10 protein-coding genes and 2 pseudogenes are annotated in these 20,736 nt (G+C 45.8%); all 12 read left to right on the top strand.

From position 1 onward, the window contains the following. Positions 1-303 precede the first annotated feature (303 nt). The 12 genes and pseudogenes from NSQ09_RS15720 to NSQ09_RS15665 all read left to right on the top strand — a co-directional run bounded on the left by NSQ09_RS15720 (position 304) and on the right by NSQ09_RS15665 (position 20,727). Complete coding sequence (locus tag NSQ09_RS15720; protein WP_341031942.1) at positions 304-8,016, top strand: amino acid adenylation domain-containing protein; 7,713 nt, start codon at positions 304-306, stop codon at positions 8,014-8,016. A gap of 7 nt (positions 8,017-8,023) precedes the next feature. Next, a pseudogene (locus NSQ09_RS15715) lies at positions 8,024-11,770 on the top strand (non-ribosomal peptide synthetase). A 107-nt stretch (positions 11,771-11,877) separates the two neighbouring features. Beyond that, positions 11,878-12,270 carry a DUF1360 domain-containing protein gene (locus tag NSQ09_RS15710; RefSeq protein ID WP_341031940.1) on the top strand — a complete coding sequence of 131 codons (393 nt, stop codon included), beginning with the start codon at positions 11,878-11,880 and terminating at the stop codon, positions 12,268-12,270. 135 nt (positions 12,271-12,405) lie between these two features. Next, positions 12,406-13,938: a glycoside hydrolase family 10 protein gene (locus NSQ09_RS15705; RefSeq protein ID WP_341031938.1), complete on the top strand. Its 1,533-nt coding sequence runs from the start codon at positions 12,406-12,408 to the stop codon at positions 13,936-13,938. A gap of 108 nt (positions 13,939-14,046) precedes the next feature. After that, the gene (locus NSQ09_RS15700; RefSeq protein WP_033880476.1) at positions 14,047-14,211 is read left to right on the top strand and encodes a hypothetical protein; all 165 of its coding nucleotides are present in this window, start codon (positions 14,047-14,049) and stop codon (positions 14,209-14,211) included. Then, positions 14,201-14,504 (top strand): annotated as a pseudogene (locus NSQ09_RS15695) (DUF5367 family protein). Before NSQ09_RS15700 ends, NSQ09_RS15695 begins: the two are co-directional and overlap by 11 nt. Positions 14,505-14,594: 90 nt before the next feature. After that, positions 14,595-15,737: an acyl-CoA dehydrogenase gene (locus tag NSQ09_RS15690; protein ID WP_017696497.1), complete on the top strand. Its 1,143-nt coding sequence runs from the start codon at positions 14,595-14,597 to the stop codon at positions 15,735-15,737. 43 nt (positions 15,738-15,780) lie between these two features. Next, positions 15,781-17,430, top strand: coding sequence for an AMP-binding protein (locus tag NSQ09_RS15685; protein WP_017696498.1), 1,650 nt, complete (start codon positions 15,781-15,783; stop codon positions 17,428-17,430). A 9-nt stretch (positions 17,431-17,439) separates the two neighbouring features. Next, on the top strand, positions 17,440-18,774 hold the full coding sequence (locus NSQ09_RS15680) for an acetyl-CoA carboxylase biotin carboxylase subunit (RefSeq protein ID WP_129137663.1): 1,335 nt from the start codon (positions 17,440-17,442) through the stop codon (positions 18,772-18,774). A gap of 14 nt (positions 18,775-18,788) precedes the next feature. Continuing rightward, complete coding sequence (locus tag NSQ09_RS15675) at positions 18,789-19,010, top strand: acetyl-CoA carboxylase biotin carboxyl carrier protein subunit (RefSeq protein WP_014476962.1); 222 nt, start codon at positions 18,789-18,791, stop codon at positions 19,008-19,010. A gap of 14 nt (positions 19,011-19,024) precedes the next feature. After that, positions 19,025-19,924, top strand: a complete 900-nt coding sequence (ldeG, locus tag NSQ09_RS15670; RefSeq protein ID WP_017696501.1) for a hydroxymethylglutaryl-CoA lyase — start codon at positions 19,025-19,027, stop codon at positions 19,922-19,924. A 20-nt stretch (positions 19,925-19,944) separates the two neighbouring features. Further along, entirely contained in the window at positions 19,945-20,727 is a 783-nt protein-coding gene (locus NSQ09_RS15665; protein WP_129137662.1) for an enoyl-CoA hydratase, read from the top strand. Positions 20,728-20,736: the final 9 nt, after the last annotated feature.

Below are 20,736 nucleotides of genomic sequence, written 5' to 3'. Positions count from 1 at the left end.
TTGTCGAACCTTCCAATAATTAGAAGAATGATGCACAAAAGCAAATTAGTTCGATTAAAAAGTAGTGTATAAGACCTTATGTAAAACAATACTTTTATCACTTTATATCCGGAAATTTGATAAAAAAAGAAACGAAAAATAAAGAAATAATACTATATTCAAAAAAATGTTATAAAAATTTAATGTTTTTTATTGTACTTTAAAAAATATCCGTTAATATAGTGCATATATGGATTATATAGTCATATAATTTCTTTTATTGTCATTTTTCTGCTTTTTTCTACTTTTTCTTATCCTCTTATTATGAGAACTGGAGGGAATCCGTTGAGCGAACATATTTATTCTTTAACCCATGCCCAAAGGAGAGTGTGGTTTACCGAACTGCTGGAGCCAGATACCAGCATTTGCAATCTCACAGCCTGTGTGAAATTCAAAGGCAATATTGAGCTTGATACTCTGGACGGAGCGCTGAATCATTCCATCTCCCGCAACGACGCCATTAGATTTCAGCTGTTAGAAGGAGAAGAGCTTGAGCCGCGATTGCACCTTACTGAATATAAATATTATCCACTTAGAATAATTGATTTTTCAAATGTTGAAATGATAGAAATAGAGCAATGGATTCAGGATCAAGCGAGCATTCCATTTGAACTGTTCAACTCGCCTCTTTATCAATTTTACCTCCTTAGAATTGACTCTCATGAAGTTTGGCTATTTGCGAAATTCCATCATATCATAATGGATGGAATCTCTTTAAACGTGATGGGAAATCAAATTATAGATCTTTATCAAAAAATAAAAAAGAAAGATCCTTTACCTGATCAGCCGGAACCTTCTTACTTGAGCTACATCGAAAAAGAGAGTCAATATCTACAATCTCCGCGGTTTGCAAAGGACCGTTTATTTTGGACGCAAACCTTTGAGCACCCGTTGGAATACCACTCGTTAGCCGACCAGACGTCCTTACAAAAACAGAGCACATCTGCATCCAGAGACACCATCATTCTTTCACCTGATCTAGAGCAAACGATTCGAATCTTCTGCGAAGAACACAAGATCAATATCATTTCCTTATTTATGGCTTCATTTTACATATGCATCAGCCGAATCACTTCTAAAAAAGATCTTGCCATTGGCACCTACTATGGCAACAGAGGGTCAAAGGCTGAAAAAGAAATGCTCGGCATGTTCGTTAGTTCTCTTCCAATCAGAATAACGGTTGATCCTGACACAGATTTTCTTTCCTTTGTCCGCACAATAGGCAGGGAACAGCTTTCTGTTATGCGTCATCAACGGTTTCCTTATAATTTGCTTGTAAATGAATTAAGAAATGAACAGAAGGATTTACACAACCTTATCGGTATATCTATGCAGTATCAGCCACTTCAGTGGCACAATGCAGATGATTTTGACTATGAAACAGCGCTTTATTTCAGCGGATACACCGCGAACGAACTTTCAGTTCAAATACAAGAACGGATAGACAATGGAACCATTCAATTAAATTTCGACTATCAAAATACCTTGTTTTCTCTTGAGGATATTAAACGAATACAATCTCATCTGCTTACCATACTGGAAAACGCCCTTAAACATCCGCACAGCTTTATAAGAGAATTAGATATGACGAATACAAGAGAAAAGCAAAAATTGTTGTATGAGTTTAACAAGACGGAAGCTGTTTCGCCTAAAGCTTTCACCCTGCATGGGCTGTTTGAGCGACAGGCAGCTTTCACACCGGAGCGGCTGGCCATTCGCTTTTCAGGCGGTTCGCTGACATACGCTGAGCTTGATATGTACGCCAGCCGGCTGGCTGCGCACCTTGCGGCACGCGGCGTCACAAACGAAAGTATCGTCGGTGTCCTGTCTGAACGCTCACCTGACATGCTGATCGCTGTCCTTGCTGTATTGAAGGCCGGCGGGGCGTATTTGCCGCTTGATCCTGCGTATCCAAAGGAGCGGCTGAGCTACATGCTGAAAGACAGCGGGGCATCGCTCTTGCTGACACAGCCGGGATGCTCCGCACCAAACTTTTCTGGCGAAACGCTTGAAGTGGACATGACATCTCTTGCGAGCGAAAAAGCAGAAAACCATGAGTTTACTCCTGCTGACGGCGGATCTCTCGCCTATGTCATCTATACATCGGGCTCTACCGGGCAGCCGAAAGGAGTGGCCGTTGAGCACCGTCAGGCTGTTTCCTTTCTGACCGGCATGCAGCACCAGTTTCCGCTTTCGGAAGATGACATTGTCATGGTGAAAACCTCTTTTTCCTTTGATGCGTCTGTGTGGCAGCTGTTTTGGTGGTCGCTTTCCGGTGCTTCGGCGTATCTGCTTCCGCCCGGCTGGGAGAAAGATCCGGCATTGATCGTAAAAGCCATTCATCAGGAAAACGTGACAACGGCTCATTTTATTCCGGCTATGCTGAACAGCTTTCTCGATCAAGCGGAAATCGAAAGGTTGCGTGACAGCACAAGCCTGAAACGTGTATTCGCCGGAGGTGAACCGCTTGCGCCGCGTACGGCAGCCCGTTTTGCTTCTGTATTGCCGCAGGTATCATTAATCCATGGCTACGGGCTGACAGAAGCAACGGTAGACGCGGCATTTTACGTGTTAGATCCAGAACGGGACAGGGATCGTTTGCGGATTCCGATTGGGAAGCCCGTACCTGGTGCGCGTTTGTATGTTTTAGATCCGTATTTAGCCGTACAGCCTTCCGGTGTCGCTGGCGAACTGTACATTGCCGGAGCGGGTGTTGCCAGAGGTTATTTGAATCGGCCGGCATTAACGGAGGAGCGTTTTCTAGAAGACCCGTTTTACCCGGGGGAACGCATGTACAAAACCGGGGATGTGGCGCGCTGGCTCCCTGACGGGAATATTGAATTCCTCGGGCGCACGGATGATCAGGTGAAAATCCGCGGCTACCGGATTGAGCCGGGAGAAATTGAAGCGGCACTAAGAAGCATAGAAGGTGTAAGAGAGGCGGCCGTTACCGTACGGACAGACAGCGGTGAGCCGGAATTATGCGCTTATGTAGAAGGGCTCCAAAGAAACGAAGTGCGGGCACAGCTTGAGAGACTGTTGCCGGGCTACATGGTCCCAGCCTATATGATAGAAATGAAACAGTGGCCGGTTACGCCAAGCGGAAAGCTCGACCGAAACGCCCTGCCAGCTCCTGGCGGAGCGGCAGATGCGGAGACCTACACAGCGCCGAGAAACGTGACTGAGATGAAGCTTTCTCAGCTGTGGGAGGACGTGCTGAAAAATGGCCCTGTCGGGATTCACGACAACTTTTTTGACCGCGGGGGACATTCCTTAAAAGCAACGGCGCTTGTCTCACGGATCACCAAAGAATTCGATGTACAGGTGCCGCTAAAAGATGTGTTTGCCCATCCGACAGTAGAAGGACTGGCTGCCGTTATCCGTGAAGGAACGGACAGTCCATATGAAGCGATTAAGCCCGCTGAAAAACAGGAAACCTATCCGGTTTCCTCTGCCCAAAAGCGGATTTATGTCCTTCAGCAGCTGGAAGACGGAGGGACAGGCTACAATATGCCGGCTGTGTTAGAGCTCGAAGGGAAGCTCAACCCTGAAAGGATGGACAGAGCTTTCCAAGAGCTGATCAAGCGCCACGAGTCGCTTCGAACCGCCTTCGAACAGGACGAAGGAGGCGATCCGGTGCAGCGCATCCATGACGAGGTGCCGTTTACGTTACAGACTACAGTTCTCGGCGAACGAACCGAACAGGAGGCCGCAGCCGCATTTATCAAACCGTTTGATCTCAGCCAAGCGCCGCTGTTCCGTGCCCAAATCGTAAAGGTATCAGATGAGCGGCACCTGTTGCTGGTTGATATGCATCACATCATTTCAGACGGTGTTTCCGTCAACATTCTGATTCAAGAATTCGGCGAGCTGTACAATAATCGGAAGCTTCCGGCGCTGCGCATTCAATATAAAGATTATGCCGTATGGCAAGAAGGATTCAAAACAGGAGACGCGTACAAAACGCAAGAGGCGTACTGGCTGAAGCAGCTCGAGGGCGAGCTGCCTGTGCTGGATCTCCCCGCTGATCATGCCCGCCCGCCGGTGCGAAGCTTCGCTGGTGACAAGGTCTCATTTACGCTGGATCAAGAGGTTGCATCAGGCCTTCACAAGCTGGCACGAGAAAACGGAAGCACACTGTACATGGTGCTCCTTGCGGCTTACACCGCGTTCTTGTCACGCTTAAGCGGACAGGAGGATATCATCGTCGGCTCGCCAATCGCCGGCCGGCCGCATAAGGATCTTGAGCCGATACTCGGCATGTTTGTGAACACGCTGGCGCTTCGGACACGCCCGGAGGGCGGGAAGCCATTCGTACAGTATTTGCAGGAAGTGCGTGAGACAGCATTGGAAGCCTTTGAGCACCAAGATTACCCGTTCGAAGAGCTTGTCGATAAGCTTGGATTGACACGAGATATGAGCCGGAACCCAGTGTTTGATGCGATGTTAGTTGTTCAAAATAATGATTACGAGCCATTGTATCTTCATGATTTGAAAATGAAGCCGGCACAAGTTTCTCATCTCGTTTCTAAATTCGATTTGACACTACAGGCATCTGAGGGCGACGGAAACATTCATTTCCTTTTTGAATATTCAACCGCATTGTTCGAGAAAACCACCATTGAACGCTGGGTATCGCATTTAACAAATGTACTTAGCATCATCGGCAAAAACCCGGAGGTGACACTCAACCATATCGACATCCTGACCCAAGAAGAGCGGCACCAGCTGCTTAATGAGTTTAACACCGGGCAAGCGAATCAATACGGAGTTCAAACAATCAGTCAATTGTTTGAGCAGCAAGCTGCACGAACACCAAAAGCTTCTGCACTTGTCAGCGGAGACAAAACACTGACGTATCAAGAGTTGGACGAGTGGTCCAATGGAATCGCACGTGCATTGCGCAGCCGAGGTGTTAAGCCGGACACACCAGTAGGCATCATGATGCATCGTTCGTTCAGTATGATAGCATCCATACTTGGTGTGTGGAAAGCCGGAGGCTGTTACGTTCCCATCGATCCTGAATACCCGACAGAACGGAAACGCTATATCCTCAGCGACAGCGGAACGAAACTGCTGATGACAATAAATGAAGCGGATCGGGAAGCACTTGCTGACTTTGAAGGAGAGATCTTAGCGATAGAAAGTGTAGAGGCATACGACAAATCACCGCTGCCGCAAGTATCGTCTGCTCATCATTTGGCTTATATCATTTATACCTCTGGAACGACGGGCCGTCCAAAAGGGGTAATGGTCGAGCATAAAGGTATTGCCAACACTCTTCAGTGGCGGCGAAACGCTTATGCATTCAACGAGACAGATACCATTCTGCAGCTCTTTTCTTTCTCATTTGACGGCTTTATAACGAGTATGTTTACACCGCTTTTGTCAGGTGCAAAAGCCGTTTTGCTTCATGAAGAGGAAGCGAAGGATATTCTGGCCATTAAGCATCAGCTGTCTCGTCAACGGATTACACATATGATTATTGTGCCTGTTTTATATCGAGCGCTTTTGGACATAGTGCAGCCGGAAGATGTAAAGACACTTAGAGTCGTCACACTGGCGGGAGAAGCGGCTGACCGCGAATTGATCGACCGCAGCTTAGCTATATGTCCGCATACCGAACTCGCCAACGAATATGGACCGACAGAAAACAGCGTGGCGACTACCGTCATGAGACATAAGGAAAAGCAGGCATACGTAAGCATCGGCCAGCCGATTGACGGGACTCAAGTGCTGATTTTAAATAGCAATCATCAGCTTCAGCCAATCGGTGTTGCGGGAGAGCTTTGTATAGCAGGAACAGGGCTTGCAAGAGGGTACGTTAATCTTCCAGAACTGACAGAGAGAGCATTCACGCAGAATCCATTTAAACCCGAAACACGAATGTACCGAACAGGAGACGCCGCCAGATGGATGGCCGACGGAACACTCGAATATCTCGGAAGAATCGATGATCAAGTCAAAATCAGAGGATACCGTGTAGAAACGAAAGAAATTGAATCGGTCATCCGGTGTATAAATGGTGTAAAAGACGCCGCAGTAGTTGCTCATGAAACAGCGTCAGGACAAACCGAATTAAGCGCTTATGTGGTGACAAAACCAGAGTTGAGCACAAATGCTGTACGCTCAGAATTACAAAACAAGCTGCCGGTGTTTATGCACCCTGCGTTTATTGAAAAACTGGACTCACTTCCATTGTCACCAAACGGCAAGCTGGATCGCGGAGCACTTCCAAAACCTGTATACAACCACGAAGGTGAACGTCCATTCCTCCCGCCAGCCAGCAAAATGGAGCAAATACTGGCAGATATATGGAAAGAAGTACTGGGGGCAGAAAAGATCGGAACAGCTGATTCGTTCTTTGAACTTGGCGGAGATTCAATCAAAGCGTTACAGGTATCTGCGCGGCTTCACCGGATAGGCAAGCAAATGGCAGTGAAAGATTTGTTTAGCCATCCGACCATTCAAGAATTGGCAGCTTATATCCGTGATTCAGATACAAGTTCCAGCCAAGCTGCGGTTGAGGGAGACGTACAATGGTCGCCTGTTCAAAAATGGTTTCTTTCTCAAGATATAAAAGAAAAACACCATTTTAATCAGTCCGTAATGCTGCATCGAAGCACCTCTGTACAAGAAGACGCACTGCGAAAAACGTTAAAAGCAATAACGTGTCATCATGATGCGCTGCGAATGGTGTTTACACAGAATGAACAAGGAAAGTGGGATCAGTATAATCGGCCGCTCAGTCATTCGGACGACGCGTTGTACGGCCTTCAGATGATTGATTTATGCACTGATGGAAATAGACCGTATGAACCTATTATCAAGCGCCATGTACTTGATATTCAGCAGAAAATGGATTTGAAGAATGGTCCGCTGCTGCAAGCCGGTCTTTTCCACACAATTGACGGTGATTTCTTATTTTTATCTGCTCATCACCTCGTCGTTGACGGTATTTCATGGCGGGTTCTGCTTGAAGATTTGGCTTTAGGGTATCGCCAAGCTGCAGGCGGGGAGGATATCAAACTGCCGCCTAAAACAAGCTCATTTAAAGCGTATGCGAAAAAGCTCTCTGACTACGCTGAAAGCCAGCAGCTCATGAAACAGCTCAAGTATTGGCGCGAAGCCGAAGAGTATCAAACAGAGGCATTGCCTTTTGATCACATTGATGGAACTAGAGCACACGAGGGACAACGGTCCACGATTTCGTTTACCTTAAACGAGAAAGAGACAGCAGCACTCTTAAAAGACGCCAACAGCGCATATAACACTGATACGCAGGACATGCTGCTCGCTTCTGTCATTCTTGCGCTGCGCCATTGGACCAATCAATCCGCCTTCAAACTATCATTAGAGGGCCACGGGCGAGAGGATGTATTAGAAGGAATAGATGTGAGCCGGACGGTTGGATGGTTTACCGCCATTTATCCGTTATTGGTTAAATTGAACGCAGACTTGCCAGATTCGGAAGAATACATGGTTCATGTGCTAAAAACAACAAAAGATACACTGAGACGTGTACCTGACAAAGGATTCGGCTACGGTGTCATCAAATATTTGACTTCGCCTGGCAAAAAAGACATCAATTTCACAGGTGCACCAGAAATCAGCTTTAATTATCTTGGTCAATTTGAAAGCGGCCGCACAGCTGAAGTACCTGAGGAGGACGCCTTCTCATTCTCTCCGCTGGGTGCCGGGGGTGATATCAGCACAACATGGAACCGTGAACAGTCGCTGGATATCAGTGCAATCGCTGCAGAAGGGAAAATGACTGTCAATATGACTTATGACACTACCCGTTTTCAGCACAAAACCATCGAACAGCTTAGCGAAACATGCCGTCAATTTTTATTACAGCTGATCGAACACTGCCAGAACAAAAGAGAAACAGAAAAGACGATCAGTGATTTTGATGATCAAGAACTGACCGAGGACGCCCTGCAAGAGATCGCTGATATGCTCAGTTTTCACTAATGAATCCGTGAAGAAAGGTGCAGACACTATGGATAACATTAAAAAAATCAAGAACATTTATCCTCTGAGTCACATGCAGGAGGGAATGCTCTTTCATTCCTTCCTCCGTAAAGAGGAGGGGGCATACGTTGAGCAGTCGCTCTTCACCATTAAAGGAAGCCTCAGCTATAAATGGTTTCAGCGCAGCATTCAAGCCATTATCGACCGCCATGATATTTTCAGAACCGTGTTTTTGCCGCACGTCCCGCATTTGTCGGGACCTCGGCAAGTCGTGATGACAGAACGTGAATTCCATTTGTACAGCGAAGACATTTCTCATCTGCCAACAAACGACCAGAATGAGTATATTGAACGCTTTAAAGAGAAGGACAAGCAAAAAGGCTTTGATCTGCAAAAAGACATGCTGATGCGGATTTCTCTGTTCAAAACAGCTGAAGATGAGCATGTCTGTCTTTGGAGTCACCATCACATTTTAATGGACGGATGGTGCCTAGGTATTGTTATGCAGGAATTTATGCAAATTTATCAATCGATTCATGCAGGAAAACCGCTTTCATTAGACCCTGTCCGTCCGTACAGCACCTATATTTCCTGGCTGACAAACCGAGACAAAGAAAAAGCAGCGGCCTACTGGGATACCTATTTAAAAAACTACAGCACTCCATCACCTCTGCCTCGTGTGTCTGATAAAGAAACAAAAGAAGGTTATCACCGTGAAGATTTGATATTTTCATTAAATAAACCACTGACAGACAAGCTCAAAGAGACTGCCAAACAACATGGCGTCACGCTCGCTACCCTTATTCAGACGGTCTGGGGTGTGATGCTGCAGCAATATAACCGCACAGACGACGTTGTGTTTGGCGCAGTTGTATCAGGAAGACCGTCAGAAATCCCGGGCGTGGAGCAAATGATAGGGTTGTTTATCAATACCATACCGATTCGCATTAAAACACATCAAGACGAAACGTTTCACGAGCTGCTCATACGCTGCCAGAAAGAAATGCTGGAAGCTGAGCCATTTACCTGCCAGCCTTTATTTGATATTCAGGCAAACACCGCATTAAAACAGGAACTGATTGATCACATTATCGTCTTTGAAAACTATCCGTTACAGCAGAAAATCGCCGATTCCGCTGATCAAACCGATTCACCGCTGCAAATCGATCAAGTTCAAGTATCCGAGCAATCAGGATATAACTTTAATCTTGTCGTTGCTCCCGGCGAAGAGCTTGTCATCAAGTTCAGCTATAATGCATTCGTTTACGATGCTGCCTGGATCAGCTGTATCAAGAGGCAATTTACGCAAGCGCTTAGCACAGCGGCACAGCACCCTCATATGCCAATTGCTGATTTTTCTTTTCTTTATGCAACAGAAAAAGGTCACACAGTTCAACAATACAAAAACGGAGTATCCAAAGAATCATACAATTATCGATTTATTTCGCGAACAAGCAGAAAAGACGCCAGACCATACCGCACTCGTGTATGGCAATATGTCTATTTCGTATAAAGAGCTTGATAAACGCTCTAATGCGCTCGCCAGAGAGTTAATTCAAAAGGGATTTCGGAAAAACGAGACAGCCGGAATATTTCTCCCGAATTCATGATCAGTGTGCTTGCCGTATTAAAAGCAGGGGGAGCATTCCTCCCGCTTGATGCGGAGCTTCCGTCTGAACGAGTCAGCTTTATGCTTGAGGAAACGCAGGCAAAAATACTGATTGTTCAAAAGGGGCTGGAGCAAAATGCTGCGTTCTCAGGAACATGTATGATTGCAGATGCGCAGGCATTGATGGGAGAGAACCATTTTCCTATCAACACCATCTCCAGTCCAGACGATCTTGCATATATCATGTATACCTCAGGATCAACAGGCCGGCCGAAAGGGGTCATGATCACGAATCGCAATGTCGTGTCCCTTGTCAGAAACAGCAATTACACGTCTGCGTCCGGTGATGACCGGTTTATTATGACTGGATCTATCAGCTTTGACGCCGTCACCTTTGAAATGTTCGGGGCACTTTTAAATGGCGCAAGCCTTCATATCATTGATAAATCGACAATGCTGTCACCTTGATCGGTTTGGAGCGTATTTGCTTGAAAATGAAATCACAGTGCTATTTTTAACGACAGCTCTTTTTAATCAGCTGGCACAGGTACGAGCTGACATGTTTCGCGGACTCCATACGTTATATGTCGGAGGAGAAGCACTCTCTCCTGCCCTGATGAATGCCGTCAGACACGCCTGTCCAGATCTCGCGCTTCATAATATTTACGGGCCTACGGAAAACACGACTTTTTCAACCTTTTTTGAAATGAAGAGAGACTATGCGGGGCCGATTCCGATTGGAAAACCAATCAGCAATAGCACCGCTTACATCTTAGATACAAAAGGGCGTCTTTTGCCAATAGGCGTTCCCGGCGAGCTTTGTGTTGGCGGTGATGGGGTCGCTAAAGGCTATTTGAACAGAGATGACCTGACAAAATGGAAACTTAGAATACATCAGCAGAATTGACAGGCAAATGAAAATCCGCGGAAAACGAATTGAGCCCGCTGAAATTGAAGCGCGCCTGTTAGAAATGGAAGGTGTGCAGGAAGCGGCAGTGACAATGAGAGAAATTGACGGAGAGGGACAGCTGTACGCTCATTACGTCGGCGATGACAAACGAACAGAAAAGGAGATACGTGCCGATTTGGCGCGTGTGCTCCCAGACTATATGATCCCGCAGCACTGGGTGCGTGTGGAGCGGATGCCGCTTACCGGAAACGGAAAAATAGACCGCAGCGCTCTTCCTATACCAGAAAATAAGCCTGACAAACGGAAGGACATCACACTGCCAAGAAACTTGGTTGAGGAAGAATTGGCGAACATTTGGAAGCATGTTCTCGGTGTCAACACAATCAATATTGATGATGACTTCTTCGCACTTGGCGGACATTCACTAAAAGCGTTGCAGGTCATACACACACTGAAGCACCAGCAGCAAATTGATATTTCGATTGATTTGTTATTCGAACATCCGACAATCGCTCAGCTTGCCGAAACACTTTACTCTAAACAGCTGACAGACGCAAATGAACAGCATGTGATCAAACTGAACCAGCACGGCGCGCAAAATCTTTTCTGCTTCCCGCCGATATCGGGATTTGGCATTTATTTTAAAGACCTTGCTTTATTGCTGAATGAGAAGGCAGCCGTATACGGGTTTCACTTTATTGAACAAGACACCCGCATTGAACAATATGTTAATTGCATGACGGACATACAGCCTGAGGGGCCATACGTTTTATTAGGCTACTCTGCAGGCGGAAACCTGGCTTTTGAAGTGGCACAGGCTATGGAGCGCAAAGGATTGGAAGTCAGCGACTTCATTATTGTGGACGCTTATCTAAAAGAACAGTAAGAACAGTCTTTGCCTATCGATACCGGAAATGACGAATCTGCAGCATATCTGCCTGAAGCAGTCAGAGAAAAGGTGATGAAGAAAAAAAGAGGCATATTGGGCACAATTGCTGAATGAAGGGCACATCAAAGCAAGCATTCATTTCATCGAAGCTGGAATCCACCCCGAAACAAGCGGGCATACAGGCTTAACGAAATGGGAAGGCGCCTGCGGAAACTACAGTGAGTACACGGGTTTTGGCGCTCATAAAGACATGCTGGAAGGAACATATGCTGAAAAGAATGCTGACATCATCCTCGACATTTTAGAAAAGATCACTTCAAATAAAGCAATCCCGCACAAACAATAGAGCGGATTCGCGGACAGAGGCATTCTCTGTCCGCTTCTTTTTGTATCAAAGAATGGATCGATGACACTAGGGAATGATAACATCATCCTTTTTCTTGGAGGCTTGTCATGGATCATTTATCTTTTCTTACGTTTATCATGCTGATTCTAGCCAGTTACAGGCTGACACATTTGATTGTATTTGACAAAATCACAGAATTTATCCGAAAACCTTTTATGAAAAAGAAATGGATTGTTGATCAAAACGGGCATGTATATGAAAAAAGCGTGCCGGCTTCTAACTTTGGATACATGCTTAATTGCTACTGGTGTGCCGGTGTTTGGTGTGCCATCTTGATCGGACTTGGCTATCTTTTTGTGCCTCGTATTGCAATACCGCTGATCTTTATTTTAGCCATTGCCGGAGCACAAGCGATCCTTGAAACGGCTGTCGGTGTCAGCGTAAAACTTATTGATGTGTTAAAAAGTCTGCAAACCATGATGAATGATAAAAAGTCCTAAAAGCGGCTCACAACATGCTTTAGGACTTTTTTCGTTTATTTAGTGAGATAGACATTCTGTTAATCACCCTTTTATAGCCCGGGAATACCGTAATAGCGAATAGTGAAAGTGATGTAATGGGGGAGAAGAAACAGAATGAAGGTTTGTCAAAAGTCGATTGTCCGTTTCCTTGTCAGCTTGATCATCGGAACGTTTGTCATTTCCGTTCCGTTTATGGCCAATGCGCAGTCAGACAGGGAGCTGAGAGCCGTATGGATTGCTTCCGTATTAAATATTGATTGGCCGTCCAAAAAAGGGTTATCTGTGAAAGAGCAAAAACAGGAGTATATCAAACTGCTGAACGATGTGCAAAAAATGGGAATGAATGCCGTTATTGTTCAGATTAAACCGACGGCTGATGCCTTTTATCCGTCAGCTTACGGGCCTTGGTCGGAATACTTAACCGGTGTCCAAGGGAAGGACCCGGGCTATGATCCTCTTGCATTTATGATTGAAGAAACCCATAAACGAAATTTGGAATTTCACGCGTGGTTTAACCCTTACCGTATTACAATGAATCATACAGATCTTAATAAATTGTCTGAGAGTCACCCGGCAAGAAAACATCCAGATTGGGTTGCCGCCTACGGAAACCAGCTGTATTATCATCCAGGCATTCCAGAAGCGAGAGATTTTATCGTCAAAGGCATTGAAGAAGTCGTAAAACATTATGATATAGATGCTGTTCATATGGATGATTATTTTTACCCTTATAAAATAGCGGGACAGGAATTTCCTGATCAAGCACAGTATGAACAATACGGAAAAGGCGCTTTTTCTAATATCGATGACTGGCGGCGTGACAATGTGAACCAGCTTGTCAAACAAATCAACCAAACAATTAAAGCTGCAAAACCGTATGTCAAATTCGGCATCAGTCCCTTTGGAGTATGGAGAAACGCCGCAGATGACCCGACCGGATCGAATACAAAAGCAGGCGTCAGAAATTATGACGATCTATATGCAGACACAAGACATTGGATCCAAGAAGGCGACATCGATTATATTGCTCCGCAAATTTATTGGAGTATCGGCTTTAACGCAGCGGCTTACGACGTGCTGGCTGATTGGTGGAGCAATGAAGTCAAAAATAGGCCTGTTCACTTATATATTGGCCAGGCAGCATATAAAATCAATAACAATTTTGATCCGCCTTGGTCCGATCCTGAGGAATATGTGCGGCAAATCACTTTGAACCGCCAGCTTGAACTGGTGAAAGGAAGCATGCATTTCAGCCTCAAGGACCTCAACAAAAATCCGCTTGGCATCAAAGACAGGTTCAGCACCGATCTTTACAGCAAGCCGGCACTGGTTCCGCAAATGCCTTGGCTTGACAATACCGCCCCAAAAAAACCGAAGCTTACGAAAGTCACTAAAGACAAAAACGGCAATCTTCTGCAGATTAAAGATCACCCATCAAATCAAAAAACGAAAGAAACAGCCTATTATGCGATATACAGTGCCGAAGGGAAAAAGCAGAAAACATTGCTGGCAACGCAAAGAAAAACACATGAGCAGCAAACCTTCTTAGATAACACGGCAGATCCTAACAAGAAATATACGTATTATGTCACTTCAGCAGACCGGCTTCATAACGAAAGCAAGGCTTCCAAACGAACAACAAAATAAGAAATGAGAAGGACGGCTTTCTAAGTCGTCTTTTTTAGTGATTTTGGAGACAGGAAACGATGGTAAATCGCTGTATTTTTTTAAAAAACAAAGGTGAGATTCACATAAATATTGGAGGCGGTGTTTGGACATTTTCCATTATTGGAATCTGAGAAATTAGTACTAAATAAAATCGAAGAGAAACACGTACAGGACGTGTTTTACGTTTTCATTTCTAGTCTGGTTAGGTGCCACATTATTTTTTGTGCTGTTCGAAGATGCTGTGTTGACTGATCCGGCTGAAGAAGCCTTTTTGACGAACTTTCTTCTCTTGGAAGCGGGCACCGCTCTTGTTTTATGCCTTGTGTTCTTTCTCTATCAAAAACTCGATCAATCACAGTTCGCGGTGATCAAGCTAGGTATATGGGGATCAGCGGTCGGTTTATTGATTGATACGATTTCCCTTTGGAATCTCCCTCATCTTCCCGGCTTTATCAAAGGGCCAAGTTATTGCGTTTGCGATATGGATGGTATGCGCCTACTGCATGTATTTGCTCATTCCGCTGAAATTATCACATAAAAAATGATTCAGTTTTAATTTTCAGACTTTTCTTGTCAGGGAATGATTATAGAACTCGCCTAATAGGATGTTACAAAGATGTGAAGGAGGAAACGATGTGAATTTTGAGCTGACAAAAGAACAACAAATGGTGCGTGAAATGGTAAAAGATTTTGCGAAAAAAGAAATTGCTCCTCACGCTGAACATGTAGATCAAACAGGCGAGTTCCCGATGCAAACATTTGAAAAAATGGGTGAACTCGGTCTGATGGGTATTCCATTTCCAGAAGAATACGGCGGATCTGGCGGTGATACGATTTCATATGCCTTAGCGGTTGAAGAAGTCGGCAAAGCCTGCGGCAGTACTGGATTAAGCTATGCTGCAGCGGTCTCGCTAGGCGCAAGCCCTCTTTACTACTTCGGAACAGAAGAACAAAAACGGATGCATTTGACGCCGCTGGCTTCAGGCACAGCACTCGGATCATTCGGCCTGACGGAACCAAATGCCGGCTCAGATGCAGGAGGCACTCAAACAAAAGCGATTTCAAATGGTGACGAGTATGTAATCAACGGCGAAAAGTGCTGGATTACAAATGCAAGCTACGCACGGACAGTTATTGTGACCGCGGTAACAGGCAAAAACAAAGACGGAAAAAACATCATCTCCGCATTGATTGTGCCAACTGACACACCAGGACTCACGATTACGAGCCCGTACGATAAAATGGGCGTCCGCGGTTCGAATACAGCAGAAATTTTGCTTGAGGATGTAAGAGTGCCTGCGGGCAACTTACTCGGCGATCCAACAAAAGGATTTAAACAATTTCTATATACGCTGGACGGCGGGCGAATCTCCATTGCTGCTCTTGCGGTTGGCATTGCCCAGGCGGCACTTGACGCATCATTGGCATATGCGAAAGAACGGAAGCAATTTGGACAGCCGATTTCTTCCTTCCAAGCGATTCAATTTAAGCTTGCTGACATGGCGATGGAAATTGATCTGGCACGGCAAATGGTGTTAAAAGCCGCCTGGCTGAAAGACCATAACCGCCCGTTCACAAAAGAAGCGGCGTACGCCAAGCTGTTCGCATCTGAAACGGCGACTAGAGCTTGCAATCAAGCCATTCAAATCCATGGAGGTTCAGGCTATATGAAAGAGTATGGGGTGGAACGGATGCTGCGGGACGCAAAATTAATGGAAATCGGTGAAGGCACATCTGAAATTCAGCGTCTCGTGATCGCCAGACAGCTTTTAAAATAAAAATGTAAACGCTTTCCCATCATTAAGAAAGGAGGAACAATGATTGGCTGAACTCATCCATTCCACAATCGGCAGGCTGCTGGAACAAACAGCTGATGCGTATCCCGATCGAGACGCTGTTGTGTATCCAGACCGAAATATCCGTTATACGTACGCTCAATTTGACAGTCTGTGCCGTCAAACCGCTAAAGGCCTTATGCGGATGGGGATTGGAAAAGGAGACCACGTCGCCATATGGGCTTCTAATATCCCTGAATGGCTTGCCATCCAGTTCGCAACTGCGAAGATCGGAGCCGTGCTCGTAACCGTCAATACCAATTATCAAGCACACGAGCTGGACTACTTGTTAAAGCAATCGGATGCCGCCGCGCTTATTATCATGGATTCATACAGGGGCACTTCTTATCCAGACATCGTAAACAGTTTAATTCCAGAACTGCAAGAAGCAAAGCCCGGCCAACTGAAATCTGAACGCTATCCCTTTTTAAAAACGCTGATCTATATTGGCAATAAACGGTTGGCTGGCATGTATCATTGGGACGATACAGAGATATTGGCGAAAACAGTGACAGATGCTGAGCTTGAAGAGAGAATGAACAGCCTGGATAAAGACGATGTGATTAATATGCAATACACATCAGGAACGACAGGGTTTCCAAAAGGCGTGATGCTGACCCATTTTAATGTCATTAATAACGCTGCCAATATCGCTGAATGTATGGTTTTAACTTCTCAAGACCGCATGTGCATCCCTGTTCCGTTTTTTCACTGCTTTGGATGCGTGCTTGGGGTTTTGGCATGTGTATCCGTCGGGGCAGCCATGATACCCGTGCAAGAATTTGATCCCGTTACCGTCCTTAAAACGGTAGAAAAAGAGAAATGCACAGCGCTCCATGGTGTGCCTACCATGTTTATCGCCGAGCTGCATCATCCGGATTTTGATGCATATGATCTATCGACGCTCCGAACAGGAATCATGGCCGGCTCTCCCTGTCCAAGTGAAGTGATGAAAGCTGTGATTGAAAGGATGGGCATGAAAGACATTACGATCGCCTATGGACAAACCGAAGCCTCGCCAGTCATTACACAAACGAGAGCAAATGATTCCTTCATAAGAAGAGTCGAAACAACCGGCCGCGTCCTGCCACATACTGAGGTGAAAATTGTAGAACCTGGGACATGTCAAGAAGTTCAAAGAGGCATGCAGGGAGAACTGTGCACCCGTGGCTATCACGTCATGAAAGGCTATTATAAAGACAAAGATGCGACCAGAAAAGCAATCAATCATGACGGATGGCTGTTTACCGGAGATCTTGCTGTCATGGATGAAGACGGATACTGCCGCATCACCGGAAGATTAAAAGATATGCTCATCAGAGGCGGCGAGAACATTTATCCACGGGAAATTGAAGAATTTTTATACCGGCATCCCGCTGTTTTAGATGTACAGGTCGTTGGTGTTCCTGACGCCAAATTCGGGGAGGAAGCTGCAGCCTGGATTAAACTGAAAGGCGGTAAAAGCGTTTCACCTGATGAGCTTAAAGCCTATTGCAAAGGGAAAATCGCCCGCCACAAAATTCCGCGTTATGTTATTTTTACGGATGACTATCCGATGACGGCCTCAGGCAAAATTCAAAAATATAAACTGCGAGAAAAAACGATTGAAATGTTCAACCTATCATCAAGTCAATGAGGTGAAATCATGTTTACAAAAGTACTGATCGCCAACCGCGGTGAAATTGCAATGAGAATTATCCGAACATGCAGCCGTCTCGGCATTAAAACGGTCGCGGTTTATTCAGAAGCAGACAAGGACGCGCCCCATACAAAAGCCGCTACAGAGGCTTATTTGATCGGGGAATCGAGAGTCAGTGAAAGTTATTTAAATATAGAGAGAATCATAAAGACGGCGAAAAAAGCAAATGCCGACGCGATCCACCCGGGATATGGATTGTTATCAGAAAACAGCCGATTCGCTGAACGCTGCAAGCAAGAAAACATCGTGTTTATCGGACCTTCCCCTGATATCATCGCAAAGATGGGCAGCAAAATTGAAGCGCGAAAAGCAATGGAGGCTGCAGGAGTCCCTGTGGTGCCAGGCGTTTCTGAATCCCTCGGAGATATAGAGGCAGCCTGCCGCACCGCAAGTCAAATCGGCTATCCTGTCATGCTGAAAGCTTCAGCGGGCGGAGGGGGCATCGGAATGCAGCGTGTTGAAGATGAAGAAGCATTAAAAAAAGCGTACGAGGGAAACAAAAAACGCGCAGCAGATTTTTTCGGTGACGGGTCGATGTATATAGAAAAAGTTATTGAACATGCGCGTCACATCGAGGTTCAGCTTTTGGCCGATCAACACGGCCATACAGTACATCTGTTTGAACGTGATTGCTCTGTTCAGAGGCGCCACCAAAAAGTCATTGAAGAAGCACCGTCTCCATTTGTAGACGATGAACTAAGAATGAAGATCGGGCAAACAGCGGTAAAAGCAGCGAAGGCAATCGGCTATACGAACGCAGGCACCATCGAATTTATAGTTGACCAGAAGCAAAATTTTTATTTCCTCGAAATGAATACGAGACTGCAAGTTGAACACCCCGTGACTGAAGAAATAACAGGCCTGGACTTAGTTGAGCAGCAGCTGCGGATTGCTGCGGGCCATACACTCACATTCTCCCAAAAAGACATCCAACGGAACGGGCATGCAATAGAGGTTCGAATATACGCGGAAGATCCCAAGACCTTCTTCCCGTCACCAGGTACGATCACTGCGTTTTCACTTCCTGACCAAAAAGGAGTCAGACACGAATGTGCGGTAGCAAAAGACAGCACCGTTACCCCTTTTTATGACCCGATGATCGCTAAGATGATTGTCAAAGGCCAAACCAGAACAGAAGCAATTGAAAAACTAGAGACAGCGCTTCGCGACTATCGTGTAGAGGGAATCAAAACAAATCTTCCGCTTCTCATACAGGCTGCGGCAACAAAGGCATTTAAAGAAGGGGATGTCACGACTGACTTTTTGAAACAACACCTATAAAGGAGGCAGTTGTCATGACGGTTAGCATACAAATGGCAGGAAACCTGTGGAAAGTCCACGTCAAAGCCGGCGACCAAATCGAAAAGGGCCAGGAGGTAGCCATTTTGGAATCGATGAAAATGGAAATCCCGATCGTTGCAGATAGAAGCGGAATCGTAAAAGAAGTCAAAAAAAATGAAGGCGACTTTGTAAATGAAGGAGACGTACTGCTCGAACTGAGCGATTCCACTCAATAATTTGGAGGAAGACCATGTCATATCCTAAAAAAGTGACAATCAAAGAAGTCGGCCCGCGTGACGGCTTACAAAACGAGCCCGTATGGATCGCAACAGAGGATAAAATAACCTGGATCAACCAGCTTTCCCGGACAGGGCTTTCGTATATTGAAATCACATCCTTCGTTCACCCGAAATGGATTCCGGCGCTTCGAGATGCTATCGACGTAGCAAAGGGCATCAACCGTGAAAAAGGGGTAACGTACGCGGCACTTGTCCCGAATCAAAGAGGACTGGAGAATGCGCTTGAAGGAGGCATTGACGAAGCTTGCGTTTTTATGTCCGCCAGCGAGACGCACAACAGAAAAAACATCAATAAATCCACTTCTGAGTCCCTTCATATACTCAAACAAGTAAACAACGACGCACAAAAAGCAAACCTCACAACAAGAGCCTACCTCTCGACTGTATTCGGCTGTCCGTACGAAAAAGATGTCCCCATTGAACAAGTCATTCGCCTTTCAGAAGCTCTATTTGAATTTGGAATTTCTGAACTGTCGCTTGGAGATACGATTGGAGCGGCTAATCCCGCCCAAGTGGAAACTGTACTTGAAGCTCTTTTGGCACGATTCCCGGCTAATCAAATTGCCCTGCATTTTCATGATACGAGAGGAACCGCTCTGGCCAACATGGTCACAGCACTCCAAATGGGCATAACGGTGTTCGACGGCTCGGCAGGCGGGCTTGGGGGATGCCCATATGCGCCAGGTTCATCAGGAAACGCCGCAACTGAGGATATCGTGTACATGCTTGAACAGATGGATATCAAAACAAATGTAAAGCTAGAAAAACTGCTATCTGCGGCCAAATGGATAGAAGAAAAAATGGGCAAACCGCTGCCGAGCAGAAATTTACAGGTGTTTAAATCATCTTGATAAAAGGGAGGACGCATACAATGGGAGACTCTATTCTTTTTACTGTTACAAATGAACATATTGCGTTGATCACCTTAAACAGGCCTCAGGCAGCAAATGCTCTTTCAGCGGAAATGCTTAGAAACCTGCAAATGATTCTTCAGGAAATTGAATTCAACTCAAACATCCGCTGTGTCATCCTCACAGGCACCGGTGAAAAAGCGTTTTGTGCAGGGGCAGACCTAAAGGAACGGATAAAACTGAAAGAAGATCAGGTTCTGGAAAGTGTATCTCTCATTCAAAGAACGGCGGCTTTACTTGATGCCTTGCCTCAGCCGGTCATAGCTGCGATAAATGGAAGCGCATTAGGCGGCGGACTAGAATTGGCATTGGCATGCGACCTTCGAATCGCAACTGAATCAGCTGTGCTGGGACTTCCGGAAACAGGGTTAGCTATTATCCCGGGCGCTGGAGGGACCCAAAGGCTGCCCCGGCTGATTGGCAGAGGAAAAGCAAAAGAATTCATTTATACAGGCAGACGCGTGACCGCACACGAAGCAAAAGAAATCGGCCTTGTAGAGCATGTCACGGCTCCTTATGACCTTATGCCAAAAGCAGAGGAACTGGCCGCAGCCATTTCTGCCAACGGGCCGATCGCTGTCCGTCAGGCTAAATTTGCAATCAATAAAGGATTGGAGACAGATCTCGCTACAGGTCTTGCGATTGAACAAAAAGCGTATGAACAAACCATCCCGACAAAAGACAGGAGAGAAGGGCTTCAGGCCTTTCAAGAAAAAAGACGGGCCGTATACAAGGGAATATAAAAGGGAGGC

The organism is Bacillus sp. FSL W8-1202 (assembly GCF_038006165.1).
Taxonomy (GTDB): domain Bacteria; phylum Bacillota; class Bacilli; order Bacillales; family Bacillaceae; genus Bacillus; species Bacillus subtilis.
Note: the sequence above shows the minus strand (reverse complement) of the source record. Positions and strands in the feature narration are given on the sequence as shown.